General features: G+C 46.0%; 18 protein-coding genes and 1 pseudogene. 8 read left to right on the top strand and 11 right to left on the bottom strand.

Features of this window, described 5'->3' with window-relative positions; translation table 11 throughout:
* A partial coding sequence (locus AACR09_RS18300) for a fructose-specific PTS transporter subunit EIIC (protein ID WP_228010752.1) occupies positions 1–1,103 on the top strand: 1,103 nt, incomplete at its 5' end.
* A gap of 479 nt (positions 1,104–1,582) precedes the next feature.
* Here the strand turns inward: AACR09_RS18300 and AACR09_RS18295 are convergent.
* A complete protein-coding gene (locus AACR09_RS18295; RefSeq protein WP_017083108.1) occupies positions 1,583–2,359 on the bottom strand; it encodes a transporter substrate-binding domain-containing protein in 777 nt (258 codons plus the stop codon).
* Positions 2,360–2,483: 124 nt separating this feature from the next.
* Here AACR09_RS18295 and AACR09_RS18290 point away from each other — a divergent pair, with 124 nt between their 5' ends.
* The gene (locus tag AACR09_RS18290) at positions 2,484–3,224 is read left to right on the top strand and encodes an amino acid ABC transporter permease (RefSeq protein WP_029224469.1); all 741 of its coding nucleotides are present in this window, start codon (positions 2,484–2,486) and stop codon (positions 3,222–3,224) included.
* Between the two features lie 147 nt (positions 3,225–3,371).
* Here the strand turns inward: AACR09_RS18290 and AACR09_RS18285 are convergent, their stop codons facing one another.
* The 8 genes and pseudogenes from AACR09_RS18285 to AACR09_RS18250 form a co-directional block, all read right to left on the bottom strand.
* A complete protein-coding gene (locus tag AACR09_RS18285) occupies positions 3,372–4,502 on the bottom strand; it encodes an ABC transporter ATP-binding protein (RefSeq protein WP_193835519.1) in 1,131 nt (376 codons plus the stop codon).
* 57 nt (positions 4,503–4,559) lie between these two features.
* Positions 4,560–5,294 carry an HAD family hydrolase gene (locus AACR09_RS18280; protein ID WP_193835553.1) on the bottom strand — a complete coding sequence of 245 codons (735 nt, stop codon included), beginning with the start codon at positions 5,292–5,294 and terminating at the stop codon, positions 4,560–4,562.
* Entirely contained in the window at positions 5,284–6,783 is a 1,500-nt protein-coding gene (locus AACR09_RS18275; RefSeq protein WP_193835518.1) for a CehA/McbA family metallohydrolase, read from the bottom strand. Before AACR09_RS18275 ends, AACR09_RS18280 begins: the two co-directional genes overlap by 11 nt.
* A 169-nt stretch (positions 6,784–6,952) precedes the next feature.
* Positions 6,953–8,233, bottom strand: a pseudogene (locus AACR09_RS18270) (extracellular solute-binding protein).
* A gap of 6 nt (positions 8,234–8,239) precedes the next feature.
* Positions 8,240–9,187: a carbohydrate ABC transporter permease gene (locus AACR09_RS18265; protein ID WP_193835517.1), complete on the bottom strand. Its 948-nt coding sequence runs from the start codon at positions 9,185–9,187 to the stop codon at positions 8,240–8,242.
* A 23-nt stretch (positions 9,188–9,210) separates the two neighbouring features.
* A complete protein-coding gene (locus AACR09_RS18260) occupies positions 9,211–10,095 on the bottom strand; it encodes a carbohydrate ABC transporter permease (RefSeq protein WP_193835516.1) in 885 nt (294 codons plus the stop codon).
* Positions 10,096–10,197: 102 nt separating this feature from the next.
* Positions 10,198–11,082 carry a LysR substrate-binding domain-containing protein gene (locus tag AACR09_RS18255; RefSeq protein WP_193835515.1) on the bottom strand — a complete coding sequence of 295 codons (885 nt, stop codon included), beginning with the start codon at positions 11,080–11,082 and terminating at the stop codon, positions 10,198–10,200.
* Positions 11,083–11,254: 172 nt separating this feature from the next.
* The gene (locus tag AACR09_RS18250) at positions 11,255–12,880 is read right to left on the bottom strand and encodes an ABC transporter substrate-binding protein (protein WP_193835514.1); all 1,626 of its coding nucleotides are present in this window, start codon (positions 12,878–12,880) and stop codon (positions 11,255–11,257) included.
* Positions 12,881–13,054: 174 nt separating this feature from the next.
* Here AACR09_RS18250 and mpaA point away from each other — a divergent pair, with 174 nt between their 5' ends.
* Positions 13,055–13,762: a murein tripeptide amidase MpaA gene (gene mpaA / locus AACR09_RS18245; protein WP_193835513.1), complete on the top strand. Its 708-nt coding sequence runs from the start codon at positions 13,055–13,057 to the stop codon at positions 13,760–13,762.
* Between the two features lie 339 nt (positions 13,763–14,101).
* On the opposite strand, the gene AACR09_RS18240 is transcribed toward mpaA, so the two are convergent.
* On the bottom strand, positions 14,102–16,498 hold the full coding sequence (locus AACR09_RS18240) for an SEL1-like repeat protein (protein WP_193835512.1): 2,397 nt from the start codon (positions 16,496–16,498) through the stop codon (positions 14,102–14,104).
* Positions 16,499–16,956: 458 nt separating this feature from the next.
* Positions 16,957–17,301 (bottom strand): DMT family transporter, encoded by a 345-nt coding sequence (locus AACR09_RS18235; protein ID WP_193835511.1) that lies wholly within the window; start codon positions 17,299–17,301, stop codon positions 16,957–16,959.
* A 322-nt stretch (positions 17,302–17,623) separates the two neighbouring features.
* On the opposite strand from AACR09_RS18235, the gene AACR09_RS18230 reads away from it, so the two are divergent.
* The 5 genes from AACR09_RS18230 (at position 17,624) to AACR09_RS18210 (ending at position 21,946) form a co-directional block, all read left to right on the top strand.
* Positions 17,624–18,772 carry an S-(hydroxymethyl)glutathione dehydrogenase/class III alcohol dehydrogenase gene (locus tag AACR09_RS18230; protein ID WP_017064961.1) on the top strand — a complete coding sequence of 383 codons (1,149 nt, stop codon included), beginning with the start codon at positions 17,624–17,626 and terminating at the stop codon, positions 18,770–18,772.
* A 320-nt stretch (positions 18,773–19,092) separates the two neighbouring features.
* Positions 19,093–19,932 (top strand): S-formylglutathione hydrolase, encoded by an 840-nt coding sequence (gene fghA, locus AACR09_RS18225; protein ID WP_193835510.1) that lies wholly within the window; start codon positions 19,093–19,095, stop codon positions 19,930–19,932.
* A gap of 160 nt (positions 19,933–20,092) precedes the next feature.
* Complete coding sequence (locus tag AACR09_RS18220) at positions 20,093–20,425, top strand: DMT family transporter (protein ID WP_009846216.1); 333 nt, start codon at positions 20,093–20,095, stop codon at positions 20,423–20,425.
* 145 nt (positions 20,426–20,570) lie between these two features.
* Positions 20,571–20,972 (top strand): hypothetical protein, encoded by a 402-nt coding sequence (locus tag AACR09_RS18215; protein ID WP_102489290.1) that lies wholly within the window; start codon positions 20,571–20,573, stop codon positions 20,970–20,972.
* 236 nt (positions 20,973–21,208) lie between these two features.
* Entirely contained in the window at positions 21,209–21,946 is a 738-nt protein-coding gene (locus tag AACR09_RS18210; protein ID WP_193835509.1) for an NUDIX domain-containing protein, read from the top strand.
* Positions 21,947–21,981: the final 35 nt, after the last annotated feature.

Below are 21,981 nucleotides of genomic sequence, written 5' to 3'. Positions count from 1 at the left end.
TCTCTTCTGGCATCATGGCTGACATGGGCGGCGGCTTCCTTGGCTGTATCGTGGCAGGCTTCATCGCCGGTGGTGTGGTGTTCCAACTTAAGAAGATCCCGCTTTCTGCAAACATGACGGCGCTGGGTGCTTACTTCATCTACCCGCTTCTAGGCACGTTAATCTCTGCAGGTATCGTACTGTGGGGTATCGGTGAGCCAATCAAGCTGTTCATGTCTTCAATGAACGAGTTCCTAGCTTCAATGGCTGGCGCATCTAAGATGGTTCTGGGCACAATCCTTGGTGGTATGACGGCGTTTGATATGGGCGGCCCTATCAACAAAGTAGCGACCCTATTTGCTCAAACTCAAGTAGACACTCAACCTTGGTTAATGGGCGGCGTAGGCATCGCAATTTGTACACCACCTCTAGGCATGGCACTGGCTACGTTCCTATTCAAAAACAAGTTCTCTAAACAAGAGCAAGAAGCAGGTAAAGCAGCAGCAATCATGGGTTCTATCGGTATCTCTGAAGGTGCTATCCCGTTCGCAGCGAACGACCCAATGCGCGTACTTCCTTCAATCGTTGCCGGTGGTATCGTTGGTTGTGTGTTTGGCTTCATGACAGACGTTCTACTGCACGCTCCGTGGGGCGGCCTAATCACTGCGCCAGTATCAAGCAACATTCCAATGTACGTAGTCGGTATTGCGCTTGGCTCACTAACCACAGCCGTTATCGTAGGCTTCTGGAAACCTGTAGCAGTAGAAACCGAAGAAGACATGGTTGAAGCGCCAGCACAAGCTCAAGCGGCGCCTGTAGCAGGCGAAGGCGAGTACGACATCGTCGCAGTAACATGTTGCCCTTCTGGTGTTGCACACACCTTCATGGCAGCGAAAGCACTAGAGAAAGCAGGCTTAGCCGCAGGCCTTAACATTAAGGTAGAAACTCAAGGTCAAAACGGTATTAAGAATCGCATCACCGACCTAGATGTCGCGAACGCCAGACTGGTTATCTTGGCTCACGATATTCAAGTGAAAGACGCTCACCGCTTTGCTAACGCGAACGTGATTGAGTGTTCAACCAAAGAAGCAATGAAAAAAGCAGCGACGTTAGTGGTCGCGTAACCCAAATTAAAGCAAGCTCCTAACTCAAGAGCCCTTCCCCCTAAGGGCTCTATTTTCTTCTCAAATATCGCTTTGATGTTCTTTTCATCAATCTAGAATCAATTTAATCAGTCAGTATAGTTTCTGTTCAAACTGAATTTTCTCTCTATCTTCACCATAAAAATAATTCCGTGACTGAGATGTCAAAACGTTATGTTACTTCGTAATATCAAAGATTTACCTTTTAACTCATGTCAGACGAGATATCGCCTACCCACTGCTTAGGGCAAGCGCAACAACTGCTGATAATCGTGTTATTTCATTCATCGTTATTCTCCGATTTTTTATCTTTTTCAGAATAAATCGGAGAGCCTGAATAATTTGTTTAGGGTTTTATAGATGAGGTTACGTTTCGGCGCGTGTGGGCTGAAATATCTTAAGTGCTTGTTGATGAAAAAGAGCCGCTAATCGCGGCTCTGGTTGATGAGTGAATCGTGGTGCTACATGCTCTTCAGTCCCCACTTCTCAGCGGTTTGCTTAAAGAAACCTTGCGTCTTTTTCAGTTCAACCCAGTGATTAATGTAGTTAATCCAAACTTGATCATCTTGTGGTAGTAGCATCGCAATTGGAGTTGGTTTACGTGGATCTTTCACCGGAACAATCGCGAGTTGTTTAAACTTCTCTACTAAGGTTGCAGCCTCTACGTTTGAAGTCACGGAGACATCAGCGCGGCGAGCTAAAAGCTCTTGGAAATCCCGTGCCGGCGCTTCAATCACGATGTGTTGTGCCAATGGGAAGAAGTCCTTCACCATTTTTTCTTGTACTGTGCCGAGCGTGGCGGCAACTTTGATTTCTGCTTTGTCAAAGTCACTCCAATCGGAGAACTTCTCTATGTCTTTCTTTTGCACGACAGGGACAAAAGCCAGATAGAAGTAAGGTTGGCTGTACCCAGCGACTTTTGCTCGAGACATGTTGAGCGATGCGCTGCCAGTCACGTCGTATTTGTTGGCCGTGATGCCATTCACCAAGGTTTTCCAGTCTGTTGCGACGTATTCCACTTTTACGCCTAGGTCTTTAGCCAACTCAGTCGTGACATCGATATCAAAGCCGCGGTAGCTGTTGGTTGCAGGATCCTTCATTGTCATTGGGTTCCAATCCCCCGTTGTACCAACGCGAAGAACTCCCGCCTCCAGTATCTCCTGCAAACGACTTTGGGCATGTGCGATTTGTGTAAAAGCAAGCAGGCACATACCTAATGCGATTAAGCTTTTTTTCATTTTTTATTCCTTTAAAGAATGCTGATTTCTGAGTGATGAATGTAGATATTATTTTTAATTATTAACCATTAAACAGATTTGGTTGTTAACATGGCAATAACAAATGGAGTTTTTGGGAGTAAATGTGAACTATCGTCACTTATCGCTAGTTTCTCTGCTGTTTCTGACAGGATGTTCAGATTATCAATGGGGATGGTATGTACTCGACCCGTCGACGGAGCAGGGACGAACTAATATTCAGTTTTTGATGGCTGGTTTTAGCGAGACTATTCAGGTTTCGTTGTTGAGTATGTTTTTTGCCATGGCTCTCGGTCTATTGGTCGCCTTTCCTGCGCTTTCAAGCTCACCAGTACTCAAGGGAATTAATCGACTTTACGTAGAGGTGATTCGTTCTCTCCCTGTACTGGTATTGCTATTGTGGGTGTATTACGGAATGCCGACATTACTCGATGTCTCTTTGAACCACTTCTGGGCAGGGGTAATCGCATTGACCATTGCCGAGAGCGCCTTTATGGCGGAAGTGTTCCGTGGGGGGATTCAAGCGATTAATCGTGGGCAACATGAAGCGGCCGAATCCTTGGGATTGACCTATTGGCAAAAAATGCGATTAGTTATCCTACCGCAGGCATTCCGTCAAATACTGCCTCCCTTGGGCAATCAGTTTATTTATATCCTCAAGATGAGCTCGCTAGTGAGTGTGATTGGTTTGAGTGATTTAACAAGGCGAGCCAATGAGCTGGTGGTTAACGAATATTTACCTTTAGAGATCTATACGTTTCTGGTTTTGGAGTACCTTGTTCTTATTTTGGTCGTATCGCAAGCGGTTCGTTGGCTAGAAAAAAGGATTGCGATTCCGAGCCATTAAATGGTTCTAACCCTCAAGAGTGTTTAGCTATCTCCAACAAAAAAGCCTCGAGCACAAAACCGAGCTCCTGTTGATACTCCCCCTAAGAAAAATCCCCACTCTCATCTGAGCGGGGATTTTTTTGTTTTGACTATTCGACACATCGACTTATTCAGTTAGAACTTCTTCTGTCTCTAGGTCAAACAAATGACATTGTGAGGTATTGAAATGAAGCATTGTCTCTTGCCCACTTTCCGCCATTCGGTCAGCATCAAAAGGCACGCGAGCCACCAGCTTATCTACACCGAGTTTAAAGTAGAGATACAGCTCATTACCCATCGACTCGACCACATCAAGTCTGTGCGTTTGGGTATTCACTTCAGACAAAGGCGCATCGTGATTAGCCAGTTGAATGTGCTCAGGACGAACGCCAAACCACAGCCACTCATCGAGTTTCTCTCGCGCGATAGCTTGCTTGTCTTGTGGTAGCGTCCAACGTGCGCCACTTTCTGATACTACATTCATTACGCCGTCAATCTCGTCGACTCTCACCTTGATAAGGTTCATGGCTGGCGAACCAATAAAACCCGCGACAAACTTGTTTGCTGGGTACTGATAAAGGTTCATTGGCGTATCGACCTGCATGATCTCACCTTGATTCAACACACAAATACGATCGCCAAGAGTCATCGCTTCCACCTGATCGTGTGTCACGTAGATCATGGTGGCGTTCTGCCCTTCTTGCTTCAGGTTATTGTGCAGCTGCGCAATACTGACACGAGTCGACACACGTAGCTTTGCGTCTAAGTTAGACAACGGCTCATCAAACAGAAATACATCCGGCTTACGCACCATCGCACGACCTAGAGCCACACGCTGCCTTTGACCACCCGACATTTCACCCGGCTTATTATTCAGCAGGTGTTCGATATCGAGAGTCTTGGCTGCATCTTCAATACGTTCATTGATTTCGTGCTTTGGCAGCTTCTGTTGTTTAAGGCCAAAAGCCATGTTGTCGTACACCGACATGTGCGGATAAAGCGCGTAGTTCTGAAATACCATTGAGATACCACGATCTTTGGGTGGCAGCTCATTTACACGCTTATCGCCAATGTAGACATCGCCTTCTGAGATATCTTCAAGACCCGCAATCATACGAAGTGTCGTGGATTTTGCGCAGCCAGACGGCCCAACAAACACCATAAACTCGCCTTCGCGAATATTAAGATCGACACCATGCACGGCCTTAAAACCATTTGGGTAGGTTTTCTCTACCCCTCTCAGTGTGACTTCAGCCATAACCTGTCCTTAAATCAATTCGTTAAATACTATCTTTGGAATCTGTCGTTAAACGTTTTAGCCACGTTCTTGCAGTTGATTGAGCTCAAAATGGGCTACCGATGCGATGACCAGATCCGCCACAGGCTCTAACTCGCAGTGTTGCGCCGTACCCGTTAGTACACCAACATTGCTTGCGCCTGCATTACGGCCAAATTCCATGTCCGAAACCGTGTCACCAAACATGATCACTTCATGTGGCTCAATGCCGCATTTTTCACAGAATGCGTTAAGTAATGCGGGCGCTGGCTTAGGTTCGATATCACCATCGGAGTAACCAACATAATCGAACATCTCGCTCAAACCCGATTGCTCTAAGGTGTAGATGGTCGAATCTTTGGTATCCGCAGTCGCGATACCTAAAATCATGCCTTGTTGTTTGAACAGACCGAGCTTTTCAGTCACACCCGGTAGGGCTTCTATCCAACTTGGATTCTCTTCCACTTCGTCATTGAAAGCGGTTTTGGTCACCTTAGTAAACTCAGCGAGCGAGACATTGGGTTGCAGTATGTTGAACCACGCTGTCGCGGTATCTTCCACTGGGTTTGAGGCTAATAATCCATAGTTATCAACCACATCACCTTCAACACCAATGGCTAAGAGTAACTCAGCAGGTGTGACAGTTTGATTACCTTGATGCTGATCACTGAAGGATTTCACGCGGTCACAGGCACCACGAGAAACGTTAAGCCACATCTTGTGAAACTCTAACAATGTGCCGTCTTTATCAAATAACATCGCCTTAAATTTCATCACGGCTCATGCGCTCCATTAGTTCTCCCCAAGTACGCACTAGGGGTTGGTTAAATTCTGGTTGTTTGCCGTCGAATACGGCATTGATGCAGCCTTCAAATTCATTATTAATAGATGAAGATTGAGTGCTGTTCGATCCTGTTGAGAATGGAAGATCTCCACGACGAATATCGACTCGACACCAACGGTACCCTTCCTCAATATGGATACTTTGGAGCTCATCACTCAAAGCGATTCGATCGACAATCTCACCATCCACCACGCACTCCGCGTAGTAAGGGTTTTCTGAATCAGTGACTGCGATACGATAACTAAGCGCCTGCCCTTGAGAGTCGTTACCCGGCAGCAAGTCACCCAAATTGATATCAAACTTCAAGCCGCAACGACGCTCTAAATACACTTGTCCGTTACGCATACCAGACAAGATGCCTTCGCCACTCAAACCATGGCTGTAAACGAAGGTTGATGGGTCACCGTAAATAGAAGGCTCATCCGATTTTGGATTGCGTTCATGCGGTTCAAGATGTGAATCACTGCCGCCAATCGCGGTAATACGCTGGCCACAATTCCACATTTCATTGAGCACCAATAACGCCTCTTCGGTCGCTTTCGGTGAAGTCGACCAAGTTGGATCACAACACACTTCAAACGTAGACACTTGGCTTAGATCCACTTGATCGTAATGCCAATGCCACGGCTTCATCATAGGGTGATTAATGCCAAGGGAACTGTGTCCACTTTTCGCTAAACTCAATCCCGCTTCCATGGTCGCTTGGCTGCTGTGTTCAACGTCTCTAAGGTCCAAAGACTTAACCGGCCCATGCACATTGAAGTGCCCGAGATCAGTCGTGATTTCTAACGCGGGTAAGAACAAACACTGATTAGAAACAGGTAGCTTAGGTTGGCAGATGTTGTGCTCGGTAAAGAAGAAAAAATCGAGCCCTTGTGATTCGACAATATCTTTAGCCGCTGCCAAGGTGTTATGGCCATCAGAAAGCTGAGTGTGGGCGTGTAAATCGCCTTTATACCAGCGAGAATCAGAGCTCAACATGTGGCTGTAATCGAACTCGATATCGTGCTCAGTTGTGACTGTTGGGCTCAGTTCTAGCTCACTCTCAATTCCGTCAGTACCTAGCTCATTAGAATGATTAACTAACTCATCAGAGCACAGCACATCGACTTGATACTGCATCGCACGCTCGGTGCGGAACTCACCCTCAAGATTGTAAAGCTCTAAGAACCACTCACCTGATGGAATCGCACCATCAATAGCGCCTAGACCAGAATTTTTCGGTTGAATCGTAAGTGACTTGTGCGCCTTTTCAAACAACACCTTGCCACGAAATGCGTGGTTGGCATCGTAGGCCGCTGCGTATAAGAATCCTTTTGTCACCGTCGTACCAGTAATGGTTACGCAGTGAGAACCTGCTGGCACATCAAAGGGGATACGCACTCTGCCAAACGGCAGCTCTCCTTGAAATTGGGTCATTGTCTTCACCAAATTCGTCCTAATTGAAGGACTGGGTAAAAAGAGGCCCACCCGAATAGATGGGCCTTTGTTAGTTCATCGTTCGCTATTAATAGCTATTCGCTGTTAACAACTATTCATTGCTAATAACTCTTTGCTTTTAATAAATAAGAGCTAATAACTTTACTGATTAAGAACGATTCGCTCGGTCTAGTGCGCGTTGTGCTTTCTTCGCCGCTTGTTTTAGCGCTTGGTCAGCTGGCACGTTTTGGATTTGAATCTGATCCGCTGCCACTTTCAGAGCGTCCATGATCTTACCGTTGGTAGGGTCTAGGAAGTCTTTGGTCGCTGTGTTCGCTTGCTTCAAAGGAATCAGAGCTTGCGGGTTATCTTTAGTGAACGCTTGGTATTCTGGTACTTCAGAAACACTGTTACGTACTGGGATGTAACCCGTGAACATTGACCATGCTGCGGTGTTCTTCGCATTGGTGTAGAACTCAACAAACTCGAATGCACCTTTGGCTGCTGCTTCGTCTGTGCCTTTTGGCATCACGTAAACCAGCGCACCCGCTTGTGGAGCAGAAGGGTTTGATCCCCAACCTGGCTGTGTGGTTGCTGAAAGCTTAGTGAAGTCCAAATCACCTTGGTCACCCGATGAACCTGTGTAACCCAACGCGTTGTCTTTCATGACGTCATCGATGGTTTTGTACCAGTATTCCCAACCTTGACCGCCGTAGTGAATACGCATGATTTGATCGTCGTGGATCCACTTACGGAAACTGTCCCACACCTCAACCCATTCAGCTGAATCGATTAACACTGTTTTGCCATCATCACTGATGATCTTCGCGCCGTTAGAGAAAGCCGCATCAATCATGTTGTCTTGGCCCCACATCGGCTCCCAGCCGTAAAAGGTCACGTTGCCTTTGTCATCACGTTGGGTAACTTTCTCCGCGACCTTAGCCACGCCTTGCCATATGTTTAAGTCTTGCTCAGTAAAGCCGTTATCTGCCAATACCTGTTTGTTGTAGTAGAACACTTGAGTTGTACCGTAAGCAGGCAGGCCAATGATAGTGCCGTCGTCTGCCGTCACTTGGTCTTTAAACGCGCCAATGAAATCAGAGAAGTTGAACTCTTCATCCATGAACGGCGTTAGGTCACGGCTCAAACCACGTCCGTGCATCGCTTCCGCACGACCTTAATCTAGCAGCACAAGTTCAGGTGCCGTTCTAGACGCTAGACCTGCTTGCAGCTTCTGGTAGGTTTCCGTGTAGTTGCCTTGCAAAGCTGGCTTCACCACATACTCATCTTGACTCGCGTTGAACTCTTCGATGAGCTTAGTCATCATTTGCTGTGGCTTAGTACCACCGGAATACCAGAAGTTAACTTCGGTTGCGGCAAGAACACTGCTAGGGAACATAGACGCGCTTGCTGCGCCAGCACACACTAGTGCGAGAGTTTTTAATTTCATTTCCGTTTACTCTTTTACGCCGTTATCGGCGATACCTGAAAGAATCGTCTTTTGACAAATGACGAATAGAATTAACAAAGGCAATACTGCAATGGTGCTCGCCGCCATAATTTGCGACCAGTTCAATCCATAGTTACCTTCGGCAATAAAGTAGTGACGAATCCCGGTCGCAATCAGGTTAAGTTCCTGAGTGGTAATAACCAAACTTGGCCACATGTAGCTGTTGTAATTGGTAATAAAAGTGATGAGGAACAGTGTTGCGACTGCTGCTCGGCATTGCGGTAAGATGATTGCCCATAAGATTTTGAGCTCACCTGCACCATCAATTCGTGCCGCTTCAATCAGCGACGGATGCACCTTGATAAACACTTGGCGTAGATAAAACACACCGAAAACCGACGCCGCGTTCGACGCCACTAAGCCCATGTGTGAATCCAACAAGCCCAGTTTTGCCAACGTGATATAAGACGGAATGTACGTCACTGCGCCCGGCAACATGTAACAGCCCATCACGATAAAATAGAGCACCGTCTTCGAGCGAAACTTCAGCTGAGTCAACGCATATGCAAACATCGCTGAATTCACAATCACCAACAGCGTAGTGAACAAAGCCACGCTAAAACTGTTGAAGATGTACAAGCCAAACGGTGCGCTGTGAAAGGTTTCCACAAACGTTTCCCAACGAAACTGCTCTGGAATCAAGTCCAGCGGGTTAGCAAAGATCTCATCGTTGCTTTTCAGTGAACCAGACAGCATCCATAGGAACGGGAATACCATGATGGTTCCGCAGGTCGCTAAGAAAAGGTGCTTAGCCAGTGCGATAAACGAACGGCGATCCAGTGAGCTTTTCTTTGACGCAATCTCTGATTTGGCCGCTTTCGTTTGGGCTGTGACTTTAGATTCAGCCGCTCTTTGAGTTAAGACTTGATTGGCATCCAATACTTGCGTGGTCATAATTCTGTCCTTTCAAAAATCGACTAGTAGTACACCCAGCGCTTGCCGATGTAGGTATTAATAAGTGCCAACAATCCAGTAATCAGGAATATCACTAACGATGTCGCGGCCGCAGGTCCCATTTCGTAACGCTCAAATGCTTGTTGGTAGAACAAGTACAACAAGGTACGTGTCTCACCGCCTGGGCCGCCTTGCGTTAAGATCTGAAACTGATCGAACGCCTGCATTGCCGTAATAATATTGACCACCACCAAGAAGAACGTAGTTGGTGAAATCAGTGGCAGCGTTATCTTCAAAAATCGCGTTAAGCTGCTGCAACCATCAATCAAAGAAGCTTCGTACAGAGACTCAGGAATCTTGTTGAGCGCACTGATGTAGAACAGCATCGTCCAACCAATCGCCTGCCAAACCGTCACGATAATCACCGCAATCAAGGCTGTGTTTCCGTTCTCTAACCATGGAATCGCGCTAAACCCAGCCGACTCTAATAAGTGGTTTGCCAAGCCCGACCTCGTCTCGAACACCCAAGACCAAACAATCGACACCGCCACCGTTGGCGTGATCCAAGGGGAGAAGATCACCGCACGATAGAACTGGCTGCCCTTGAAGTTTTTGTGCAGTAACATCGCAAACACAAGCCCAAGAATGATGGTTGGAATCACCACACCGACCGAGAACCAAAACGTGTTGAGCACCGCTTGAATGAACTCGTAGTCCTCAACCATGTACTCGTAATTTTCTAAACCGATGAATGAATAATCTGGCGAGATGTAATCCCAATCGGTGAAGCTGATATAAATTGAATAACCAAATGGTACGAGCCAAAAAGTAAACAGTGGCACCAACAACGGTGCGGTAAATAACAGTACCTTTAAGCGGTTTTTCATTGGTTGTGAGAAAGCACTCATGGTGACCTCGTCCTTATTTGTATGCGGTTAAACTAAGTGTTTTTTATGACAGGTTAGTAAGAGGGCCCCTCATTTTTTTTATGGCTATCCATAAGAAAATCTTTACTCCAGTTCACCGTCTTCCATCTGGTGATAAAGCCAATCACAGAAGAAATTCACCTTCGCGCTACGACTGTGTTTAGTAATCAGATAATGGGCAGATTCTGCAGGCATCGAGGATTCGCTTGCCAATACCAGGTCTTCTTTCTTGAGCAATTCAGACACCGCGAGCGAACGCACCAGCAACATTCCAATACCGTGCTTAACCGCTTCTAAGGCATGTAAAGAGTTACTCACTTCGAGCAGAACCTTAGGTAATGTCATCTCGAATTGGTTATGGCCGAGCCATTGCAACCAATTCTCTCGGTAGCCTTTGACCTGAACCGTCGGCAGAGCAACAAAGTCATGCTTGCTGAGTAATTCTTGATGCTCGGATTTGAATTGAGGGCTGCAAACTAACTGCCAATGTTCTTGAAACAGTCGCTCGCTATGGGTGTCTTCGCTTTCGACCTTGCCGTTGGTCAGCTCGATATCGACATTCTGACAAGGATTGGTTGATGGCCAGTCCACCAGCTGAATATCGAGCCTGATAAAAGGGTATTTCTTATAGAAGGATGGCAAGCGAGGTAACAGCCAGTTATGACAAAAGGTGTGGTTTACGCGCAGGCTCAACACGTCGGTTTCTTTTTCACCGAACAAGATCTGAGTCTGCAATTTAAGGTGAGCAAGTGAACCTGCCACAATCGGTTGATAATGCTGAGCAGCTGACGTCAGCTTTGCGCCTTTAGAGCTGCGTTCAAACAAGGTGGTATCGAGGAAGGTTTCTAAACTTTTGAGCTGTTGGCTAACCGCCGCTTGCGTGACACAAAGCTCTCGGGCAGCCGCGCCAATGGAACCAAGACGAGCAACAGCTTCGAACGCAACAAGAGCGCGTAAAGGGGGTAACATGGCTTCACCTGATTGAAATAAAAGTGAAAAATACTTCAATCAGGTTTCAGTTTTTTGCGGTTACCGTTACAGATTAATGACGAAGGGACGTTGATCAGATATTTATGATCAACGTCCCTTTTCTTCTATTTCATATTGTTATGCGAAATGCCAGAACTCGCATCCGGCCTATCTATTCTTTGATGTAGAGGTCTTTAGAATAGATGCGCCCTTCCACGTTGTTCTTTGCAAAGCCACCCACACTTGGTCGTACTAGACGAGCCTGCATGTAGTAATAGATGGGTGCGATAGGCATATCTTCAGCCAGTAACTGCTCTGCTTGATCATAGAAACCTTGACGATCTTGCTCGTTGGTTGCTGACAGTGCGCTGTCCATTGCTAAATCGTACTTATCGTTGCTGTAACGCGCAAAGTTACCTGAAGATTCAGAACGCAGTAGGCTCAAGAAGGTCGATGCCTCATTATAATCACCACACCAAGAAGCCCGCATCACATCAAAATCACCTTGGCGACGTGATACTAGATAAGATTTCCATTCTTGGTTTTCCAACTCAACTTGCGCGCCTAGGTTGCCTTTGAGCATTGAAGCGATAGCCACAGCAATCGACTTGTTCGACTCACTGGTGTTGTAGAGCAGTTTGAAATCCAATGGGTTAGCTGCATCGTACCCCGCTTCTTTCAACAGCTCTTTTGCCTTTTGGTCACGTTCCTTTTGAGTCCATGTGCTGTATTCAGGCTGAGTCGCATCAAAGCCTGCCGTGTACTCATGAGCAAAGGTATAAGCCGGTAGGTTACCCACCTGAGTGACACCGTTAGTGATCACATCACGCATCATGGAATAAGACACCGCTTTACGTACTCGCGCGTCATCGAATGGAGGTCGTGTGGTATTGAACGCGTAGTAATAAGTACACAGCAGCGGCACCGCGGTAAATGCATCTTGGTATTTGGCTTTAAGCTGCTGCACCATGTGTGTCGGCACATCAGACGTGATATCCACCTCGCCCACCGCATAACGGTTGATCGACGCATTCTGGTTTTCAAACGGGATGTAAGTCACTTGGGTTAGATTGGTATCTGAACTGTCCCAATAGTTAGGATTCTTCTTCAGTTCAATGCGTTCGTTAATCACCCACTCGTCCAATACAAACGCACCATTACCGACAAACTGTTTAGGGTCACTCCACGGCTTATCGCTGTTTTCTAGCGTTGCCTTATGAACGGGCATCATCGATGTATGGCCTGTCATCGCCACAAAGTAAGGTACCTTGCTATCGAGCTCGAACTTCACCGTGTGTTTATCGACAGCTGAGATACCGAGATCTTCAACGGGCTTCTTACCTTCTGCCACGTCAGCAATGTTATTGATTCTGGTGAGCTTGAGATACCACACGTTTGGCGAAGCCAGTTTCGGGTCGACCGCGCGTCTTATCGCGTACACGAAATCATCGGCCGTCACCGGATCGCCATTCGACCATTTCGCGTCTTTACGCAGATGGAATACAAACGTCTGGTTGTCTTCGGTTTCCCAAGACTCCGCGACACCTGGGGTGATGTTGCCATCGCGATCTTGAATCACTAAACCTTCAAATAGGTCACGTAGAATGTGCATTTCCGGCAAGCCTTCTGCTTTCGCAGGGTCAAGCGTCGCCGCTTCTGCATCGTTAGCACGAACTAAATGTTGCTCTTTTGCCAGTGAAACACCGGCAGGTAAGCTTTCAGCAACGGCAGTCACTGATATAAAAGGGGTCAATAAAGATGAAATGAGTAAAGCCGTTGAATGTTTTTTAAAATCCATGTTTTTTTGCTCTCCTAGCCTATCTTTGAAGCAAAGTAATAAAATTAACAATGCGACGGTTGACGAGTTTTGACGCTATGGTTTATTTAAAGGGGTTCATCTAATGGACTTAGTTAATGATTAATATAGCCAATAGTGAATACTTGATAGTACTTGATCAATCAGGAGATTAAGGTGAGTTTAATTCCAAGAACGGAAAGAGCTGCGTTTTCAATAAAGCCGCTGTCATATGGAAAATCAGTGTTGGGTGCGCCTTTGCTCTATTTCCCCGCGCAAATAGAAAGCGAATCTCGTGGGCTAATTTTAGCAGGCACACACGGTGATGAAACCGCTTCTATCGCAGGTTTGTCTTGCGCCCTGAGAAGCTTGTCAGCCGCCAATTTACGACACGATGTGATTCTGTCGATGAACCCAGACGGCAATCAGTTAGGCACTCGAGCTAACGCCAATCAAGTCGATTTAAACCGCGCCTTCCCAACGCAAAATTGGACAGAAAACGGCACTGTCTATCGCTGGAGTTCTCACACACCGGTCAGAGACGTAAAAGTTAAAACGGGACAAGCCAACCAACTTGAACCTGAAGTGCAGTCACTCATCAACCTCATTGAGCAGCGCAAATCCAAGTTCGTCATCTCTTTCCACGAACCACTCGCCATGGTCGACGACCCAACCCAATCGGAACTTGCCACTTGGCTAAGCAAGCAGTTCAACCTACCGCTCGTCGAAGACGTGGATTACGAAACCCCAGGCTCATTCGGCACATGGTGTCAGGAAAGAAACCTGCCGTGCATTACTGTAGAGCTGCCGCCAGTATCTGCGGATCTGACTATCGAACAGTATTTAGATGCGTTTGTGGCAGTGTTGGGGGGTGAGGAAGGGTAGCCCTGATCATTGTTGGACAAAAGTGTCTCAGGACTTACTCTAAATTAGCAATTCGTGGATAACTAAAGGTATGGAAAAGTGAGTATTGGAGAGCGAGCACGATGCGTAAAATCGCACTAGTAAAAGGTTGGTTTAGATGCCGACTAAATACGGTTCCGTTCAAACCACTATTATTGAATAAAAAGCCTTTAGCGGTGTAGCCAGAAGAAATTCACCCTTCGTATTGACTTTGTCGTGTGAAAACGGCTCCCTATCGGGAGCCTGTCATATGTCTAAATCTCGGTGCGGATTAAGTGCAGTTAAGTTCAATCAACTATCGACGTTGCATGAAGGTTATATTTAATTACATCGAATGTAATCAGATTCCAAACATATTTTAGCTCTTTTTTTCGCCTCATTGACATCGATTAATGTCATTCTTTTAGTCATTATATCGAAGTCGTTTTGCATCCCTTCCTTGCCATTATATTGAGCTAATTTTAACCACATGTAAGATGTTTTATCGTTTTTAGTCACACCTTTACCTTCTGCGTACATTGATCCAAGATTGTATTGAGCTGTCGCAAGTCCTTGCTCAGCTGCCTTTGTGTACAAAGACACCGCTTTTTTTTCATCTCGAGAAACACCGGTGCCCTTTGCGTACATAACACCTAGATTGTTTTGAGCATCTACATCACCCTGCTCCATGGCCTTTCTATACCAAGACACCGCCTCTTTATCATCTTGAGAAACACCTCGACCTTCTGTGTACATAACGCCTAGATTGTTTTGAGCTGTCGCAAGTCCTTGCTTAGCGGCCTTTCCGTACCAAGACACCGCCTCTTGATCATCTTGAGAAACACCGATGCCTTTGTCGTACATCCATCCTAAATTGTTTTGAGCTCTCGCATGCCCCTGCTCAGCGGCCTTTTTATACCAAAACACCGCTTCTTTATCATCTCGGGAAACACCTCGGCCTTCTCCGTACATAACGCCTAGATTGTTTTGAGCTAGCGCATGTCCTTGCTCGACGGCCTTCCTATACCAAGACACCGCTTCTTTATAGTCCTGAGAAACACCTCGGCCTTCTTCGTACATAACGCCTAGATTGTTTTGAGCTAGCGCGTGTCCTTGCTCAGCGGCCTTTCTATACCAAGACACCGCCTCCTTATCATCTTGAGAAACACCTCGGCCTTCTCTGTACATAACGCCTAAATTGTTTTGAGCATCAACAGAACCCTGCTGAATGGCTTTTCTGAACCATGACACCGCTTCTTTGTCATCTTGAGAGACACCTCTGCCTTCTGCGTACATAACACCTAGATTGTTTTGAGCTAGCACATGCCCTTGCTCGGCAGCCTTTCTATACCAAGACACCGCCTCTTTATCATCTTGAGAAACACCTTGGCCTTTTTCGTACATCCATCCTAAATTGGTTTGAGCTCTCGTATAACCCTGCTCAGCGGCCTTTCTATACCAATACACCGCCTCCTTATCACCTTGAGAAACACCTCTGCCTTCGTCGTACATAATGCCTAGATTGTTTTGGGCTCTCGCATACCCCTGCTCTGCGGCCTGTCTATACCAAGACACAGCCTCTTTATCACCTTGAGAAACGCCTGTGCCTTCGTCGTACATAATGCCTAGATTGTTTTGGGCTCTCGCATACCCCTGCTCTGCGGCCTTTCTATACCAAGACACCGCCTCTTTATCATCTTGGGAAACACCTCTGCCTTCGTCGTACATCCACCCTAAGTTGGTTTGAGCTCTCGCGTACCCCTGCTCAGCGGCCTTTCTATACCAAGACACCGCCTCTTTATCATCTTGAGAAACACCTCGGCCTTCTTTATACATCCATCCTAAGTTAGTTTGAGCTCTCGCATGTCCTTGCTCAGCGGCCTTTCTATACCAAGACACCGCTTCTTTGTTATCTAAGGAAACACCGATGCCTTTTTCGTACATCCATCCTAAGTTAGTTTGAGCTCTTACATACCCCTGTTCAGCGGCCTTTCTATACCAAGACACCGCCTCTTTGTCATCTTGAGAGACACCTCGGCCATTTTCGTACATCCATCCTAAATTGGTTTGAGCTCTAGCGTACCCCTGCTCAGCGGCCTTTCTATACCAAGACACCGCCTCTTTATCATCTTGAGAGACACCTCGGCCTTCGTCGTACATCCATCCTAAATTGTTTTGAGCGCTCGCCTCCCCCTGCTCAGCTGCCTTTTTATACCAAGACACCGCCTCTTTATCATCTTGAGAAATACCTCGGCCTTCTTTATACATCCATCCTAAGTTAGTTTGAGCTCTCGCGTACCCCTGCTCTGCGGCCTTTCTATACCAAGACACTGATTCTTCATAATCTTGGGAAACACCTCGGCCTTCGTCGTACATCCATCCTAAATTGGTTTGAGCTCTTGCATACCCCTGCTCTGCGGCCTTTCTATACCAAGACACCGCCTCTTCATAATCTTGGGAAACACCTCTGCCTTTTTTGTACATCCGTCCTAAATTGGTTTGAGCTCTTGCATGCCCTTGCTCTGCGGCCTTTCTATACCAAGACACTGCTTGTGTATCGTCCTGAGATACACCGTTTCCGTCTTCATACATAACGCCTAGATTAAATTGACCATGAGCGTCCCCTTGCTCTACCTGTTGAAAGTATGCAGCTTTTTTTGCTTCAATATCTTCTTGATGTCGATCTTGAGTGCACCCAGCCAAGCTAATAGAAACTATTAAGAAAATTAAAATTCGCATCTCTGACTCTGTTGTATAAGTAATAATTATTCTTTATGTGTGTAACTTGTGATTTCCACAAAATCTATGACAAGTAGTAGCAAAGTCGCTATAGCGACCTTTAAATAGCAAGTAATAAGATAATGCGATCTTCTCTTTGTGACTTTTTATAAAATCAATAAGTTAGAAGAAAGTCAATCGAGTGAATTGCTTATTGTTGCATATGTTGAATATTTACTGCGTTTGAGTGAATTCTAGTCGGGAAAGGCTCGTCGCTAAATTGTGTAGAGTATTCAATCTGTCAAATAAACGGGCAGGGATGTACCAGTCGAGAATCAACCAACTCGACTATTGAGAAGTTAACTAGGAATAAGTTCTTGAGGGTTAAACTTAACAAGTTCAGTAGCTGAAACTCCTGTGTTGCGTACATAACGAGTCACAAAGTTGTGCCCCCCTCACGCATAACACAACTAGCTCCCCTAATGACTCACCGACGTCGAAAACAAGTTAATAATCACAACACCTGCCAAAATCAAAGCGATACCGATGATCGCGAAGATATCGAGTTTTTGCCCGTAGACCAGCCAAGACAATGCTGCGACTAATACAATCCCTGCCCCACACCAAATCGCATACGCCACACCCAAAGACATGGTTTGCACCGTGAGAGACAACAGATAGAAAGCAAAGCCATAACCGACCAGCACTGCGGCAGTCGCGGGCAAAGAAGTAAACTTTTGCGTTTTAGGTAATAGAGAAGTTGCGACAACTTCAAGCACGATGGCCAGTGACAGCATCACTCGAGGTGGGAGAGATAAAAGCATGTTTGAGTCCGCAACGAGAAAATAGGCGGAAAGCTTACGTCCCATTTGTTTCTAATAAATGTCTTGCCTACATAGTTCCTGTTTACTGTGTCCTTAGATTTTCTGAGTAACTAACCCTCCTTTCAGAACTCTTCTGAATACACCAATTATTACAAATACGTAATAATCATTTTCTATTTAAGGGGATTATCAAAACTCGTACTCACACCTATACTAGCTCCAACAAAACGAGAGAGCGGAAACAATTAAGCTCAACTACGCTTAACGGGTTGAATTTAATTGCACAGTTATCCGCTGTACTGACATATATAGGAAACATCCAATGACAATCGAAATTAAACCTGGTCAAACGCATATCAAATCAAAAGCAATGGTTGCATGGGCAGCTGGCGAGCCACTAAAAATGGAAGAAGTTGATGTACAACTTCCTAAAGCTGGTGAGGTTCTAGTTCGCATCGTTGCTACTGGTGTTTGTCACACTGACGCATTCACATTATCTGGTGACGATCCAGAAGGTATCTTCCCTTCAATTCTTGGTCACGAAGGTGGCGGCATCGTTGAGATGATCGGCGAAGGCGTTACAAGTGTTGAGATTGGCGACCACGTTATCCCACTTTACACAGCAGAATGTGGCGAATGTAAATTCTGTAAATCTGGTAAAACTAACCTATGCCAAGCCGTTCGAGAAACGCAAGGTAAAGGCCTAATGCCAGACGGTACAAGCCGCTTTTCTATTAATGGCGAAACGATTTTCCATTACATGGGCTGCTCGACTTTCTCTGAGTACACAGTACTTCCAGAAATCTCACTAGCGAAAGTAAGCAAAGAAGCACCACTTGAAGAAGTTTGTCTTCTAGGTTGTGGTGTAACAACGGGTATGGGCGCGGTACTGAACACAGCTAAAGTTGAAAAAGGCGACAACGTTGCTGTATTCGGCCTAGGTGGTATCGGTCTTTCTGCAATCATTGGTGCTCGCATGGCTGGTGCTGACCGCATCATCGGTGTAGATATCAACGAGAGCAAATTCGAGCTAGCAAAACAGCTTGGCGCGACTGATTGCATCAACCCAACTAAATTCGACAAGCCAATCCAAGACGTTATCGTTGAGATGACAGACGGCGGTGTTGAGTACTCGTTCGAGTGTATCGGTAACGTAAACGTGATGCGTCAAGCACTTGAGTGCTGCCACAAAGGTTGGGGCGAATCAGTCATCATTGGTGTTGCGGGTGCAGGTCAAGAGATCGCAACTCGTCCATTCCAACTAGTGACTGGTCGTGTATGGCGTGGTTCTGCTTTCGGTGGTGTTAAAGGCCGCTCTGAGCTTCCAGAAATCGTTAACCGCTACATGGCAGGTGAGTTTGGTCTTCAAGAGTTCATTACTCACACTATGGGTCTGCAAGACGTTAACGAAGCATTCGACCTAATGCACAAAGGTGAATCTATCCGTACTGTTCTACATATGGATAAATAATACCAATCGTAGTAAATAACTGCTCATTCTAGCTTGTTAAAACACTCGATAACGGCGTTAGAAATTTTGATTGTAGAATAACTACTTATCGAAAATTTCTGCCTTGTTCTCAAGCATTTTTCCTGCGCTATTGATGACCATCTACTTACTGTGATTGATATAACTCCCCTTGGTCTCGATGCCTCGGTATCGAGACCACAGTTCTGACTTAAACATCAGAGCGAAACTGTCTTCACCACCTCCTGCCCGGTGGGTGGTGAAACTTTAAATGATATAGACATGTTATTCCCCAAAACCATCAACCTAACGGAGCACAATAGATGACAGTCGAAAACATTAGCCAAGCAAAGGTTGCTGGTGGTTGGCACAAACAATACACCCACTTTTCTGCAACGCTTGACTGCAACATGCGTTTTGCGATTTTCTTGCCGCCAAATGCAAGCAAAGAAAACCCAGTTCCTGTTTTGTATTGGTTATCAGGCTTAACCTGTACCGATGAAAATTTCATGCAAAAAGCCGGCGCATTCAAAGCTGCGGCTGAGCAAGGTATTGCGATTGTCGCACCCGATACTAGCCCACGTGGCGAAGGTGTTGCCGACAATGAAAGCTACGATCTCGGCCAAGGTGCAGGCTTCTATGTGAATGCCACTCAAGCACCATGGGACAGCCATTACCACATGTACGATTACGTGGTAACAGAGCTCCCAGCTTTGATTGAATCGTTCTTCCCAGTAACGTCTGTGAAATCCATTTCAGGTCACAGCATGGGCGGACACGGTGCCCTAACGATTGGTATTAAAAACGAAGATAGCTACCGTTCTATCTCGGCATTCAGCCCAATCACCAACCCAATGCAATGCCCTTGGGGACAAAAAGCATTCAACCAATATCTAGGCTTAGATATTGAAGAGTGGAAACACTACGATGCCTCTGAGCTTCTAAAAACCAAAGGCACTAAGCTACCAATGTTGGTTGACCAAGGCGAAGCGGACAACTTCCTAATTGAGCAGCTTAAACCTGAGCAATTAGTCGAAGCGGCTAAGGTAACCAATGCCGATTTAGAGCTACGTATGCAGCCAGGTTACGACCATAGCTACTTCTTCATCTCTAGCTTTATTGATGAGCATATTGAGTTCCACGCTGCTTACCTAAACAAGTAGTCACACCGATTTAGCCCACACCTTGCAAAAGCGTGAGGTGTGGGCTTTTTTGTGCCTGCTGTTTGGGCAAGCCCGCTGTTACTTAATAGCAGCAACAACGATTCACACTTTCAAGCACCCCGCTATACCAACAAAAACAATACAACTAAAAGGTACGACTATGAGCTGGTTTTTCTTAATGATGGGCGTGATGGCGGAAGCACTTTCTCACGTAGCACTTAAAGCAACCGACGGCTTCAGCTTGTCTAAACCTATCCCTGCTTTATTGGTGATTTCAGGACACTTGGCGGCATTTCTATTTTTGAGCCAAGCTATGAAAGGGATGCCAGTTGGTGTGGTTCACTCTTTGTGGGCAGGTTTAGCTATCGTAACCGTGAGCCTGATTTCTACGTTTGTTTACCGCCAGCACCTCGATACCATGGTGTGGATCGGCATGTTATTCGTTGCGGCTGGTGTTGTGATGATCAACCTGTCGCAAGGTCACTCGCACTAGTGTAGATAGTGACTTATGAACAGTGTATCAATTCGTTCAAATTTCCTAACAGACAGGTGTCGCGTTCACTTATTCATACTCTTACAATCAGCAAATCAAACCTGTTACCATAGCGCCTTCAACATCACCTATTTTGAAGGTTGCTATGAAAGCAATTAAGACTCTTTTCTTCCTGATGGTTTTATTGAGCGGTCTGTTTACCGCTTGGCTGTTTATCCCGATTCCAGCGACCATGGACAAGCAAACGCTCGACGTTCCATTAACGGAACCATTCAAGCTTGTGGCGTACCGCAGCAACCCGAATGATGCGAGCAAGCCACTGACTTACCACTACTATGTGATTTCAGATGTGGTTGGCGTAGACGACATGGAACCGTTCCTGATTACCACGGACCAGTTCGTGAAGCTTGGCGAATTCGACGAGAACACATTCAACCTTACGGTTAACGGCAAGATTGATAGCTACACCAACGATTTGTGGATCAAAAAATCTGACGGCAAGCTTCAGCACTGGTACGTAAGTGTTGATGCAAACTATATTCGTTAGAGTCGAATCCAAATAAACCCTATTTTAAAACTGCGCTTTGGCTTCCAAGCGCAGTTTTTGTTTCTAGCGTAATTTTTGTTTCAAGCCGCCCGCTTTATACTCTCCCTCACTTTTTACCCACCACTGCCGTGCTCTTAAAAATGCTACAAGCAGAGCAGGTTTTATAAGCTCTTGAGATAAGATAAGCTGCACCTATGCTCGACGCCCAATAAATCAAAAATAATAAAGGATCACTCGTGGAATTTACGCTCGACAAATTTAACGGCATCATCATCGACCCAGCAACAGCCCCTCACGATGCTGACTCTTTCAATGCCGAACTCAGCGAGATCACCGAATTTTCAAAGCAGAATAACAAAGGCATCATTTGGATTAGTTTACCTATTTCACTCTCGCACCTTATTCCGGTGGCGACTGAGCTTGGCTTTGTGTTTCACAACTGTCTAGAAGACGAAATTACGCTGATCCACAAATCCGAGATTGTAGAGTTTGTGCCTTTCATCCCTACCCACACTTTGGGTGCAGGCGCATTGATCACTAACGAAGACAACCAAGTGCTGATGATTAAAGAGCATGGCATGACAGGCTACAAGTTACCTGGCGGTCATATTGAGTTGGGTGAAGGTATTGAGGAATCGGTTGTTCGAGAAACCTTGGAAGAAACCGGTATCGAAGCCACATTCGTTTCGGTGGTTGGCATGGCGACAAGACACCCGTATCAGTTTGGCAAATCAAACCTATACTTTATTTGTCACCTTATCGCTCAAACTCAAGATATCGCGATTCAAGACACTGATGAAATTGCAGAAGCTAAATGGATAGATGTTGAAGAGTATATTAACAACCCCGACAGCTACCCGTTTAACCGCCAATTGGTCGGTTCTCTGATCGGAAAGCAAGGATTAGAGCTTACTCAGCTAGAAGGCAACTATGGCCCGGTCCACAAGCCCGAGATCTTCTTTTCTAAAAGCTAGAGTGCTTCAAATATAAAAACGCCCAACTCAATTGA

It is taken from the genome of Vibrio sp. OPT20, assembly GCF_963889365.1.
Classification (GTDB): Bacteria; Pseudomonadota; Gammaproteobacteria; order Enterobacterales; family Vibrionaceae; genus Vibrio; species Vibrio splendidus.
This window is presented reverse-complemented; position numbering and strand designations above follow the sequence as displayed.

Bases quoted from the DNA above. Each gene is read 5' to 3' on its own strand.
- AACR09_RS18295 (WP_017083108.1), bottom strand. From the start codon at position 2,359: ATGAAAAAAAGCTTAATCGCATTAGGTATGTGCCTGCTTGCTTTTACA.
- AACR09_RS18285 (WP_193835519.1), bottom strand. From the start codon at position 4,502: ATGGCTGAAGTCACACTGAGAGGGGTAGAGAAAACCTACCCAAATGGT.
- AACR09_RS18280 (WP_193835553.1), bottom strand. From the start codon at position 5,294: ATGAAATTTAAGGCGATGTTATTTGATAAAGACGGCACATTGTTAGAG.
- AACR09_RS18275 (WP_193835518.1), bottom strand. From the start codon at position 6,783: ATGACCCAATTTCAAGGAGAGCTGCCGTTTGGCAGAGTGCGTATCCCC.
- AACR09_RS18265 (WP_193835517.1), bottom strand. From the start codon at position 9,187: ATGACCACGCAAGTATTGGATGCCAATCAAGTCTTAACTCAAAGAGCG.
- AACR09_RS18260 (WP_193835516.1), bottom strand. From the start codon at position 10,095: ATGAGTGCTTTCTCACAACCAATGAAAAACCGCTTAAAGGTACTGTTA.
- AACR09_RS18255 (WP_193835515.1), bottom strand. From the start codon at position 11,082: ATGTTACCCCCTTTACGCGCTCTTGTTGCGTTCGAAGCTGTTGCTCGT.
- AACR09_RS18250 (WP_193835514.1), bottom strand. From the start codon at position 12,880: ATGGATTTTAAAAAACATTCAACGGCTTTACTCATTTCATCTTTATTG.
- AACR09_RS18240 (WP_193835512.1), bottom strand. From the start codon at position 16,498: ATGCGAATTTTAATTTTCTTAATAGTTTCTATTAGCTTGGCTGGGTGC.
- AACR09_RS18235 (WP_193835511.1), bottom strand. From the start codon at position 17,301: ATGCTTTTATCTCTCCCACCTCGAGTGATGCTGTCACTGGCCATCGTG.
- AACR09_RS18230 (WP_017064961.1), top strand. From the start codon at position 17,624: ATGACAATCGAAATTAAACCTGGTCAAACGCATATCAAATCAAAAGCA.
- fghA (WP_193835510.1), top strand. From the start codon at position 19,093: ATGACAGTCGAAAACATTAGCCAAGCAAAGGTTGCTGGTGGTTGGCAC.
- AACR09_RS18220 (WP_009846216.1), top strand. From the start codon at position 20,093: ATGAGCTGGTTTTTCTTAATGATGGGCGTGATGGCGGAAGCACTTTCT.
- AACR09_RS18215 (WP_102489290.1), top strand. From the start codon at position 20,571: ATGAAAGCAATTAAGACTCTTTTCTTCCTGATGGTTTTATTGAGCGGT.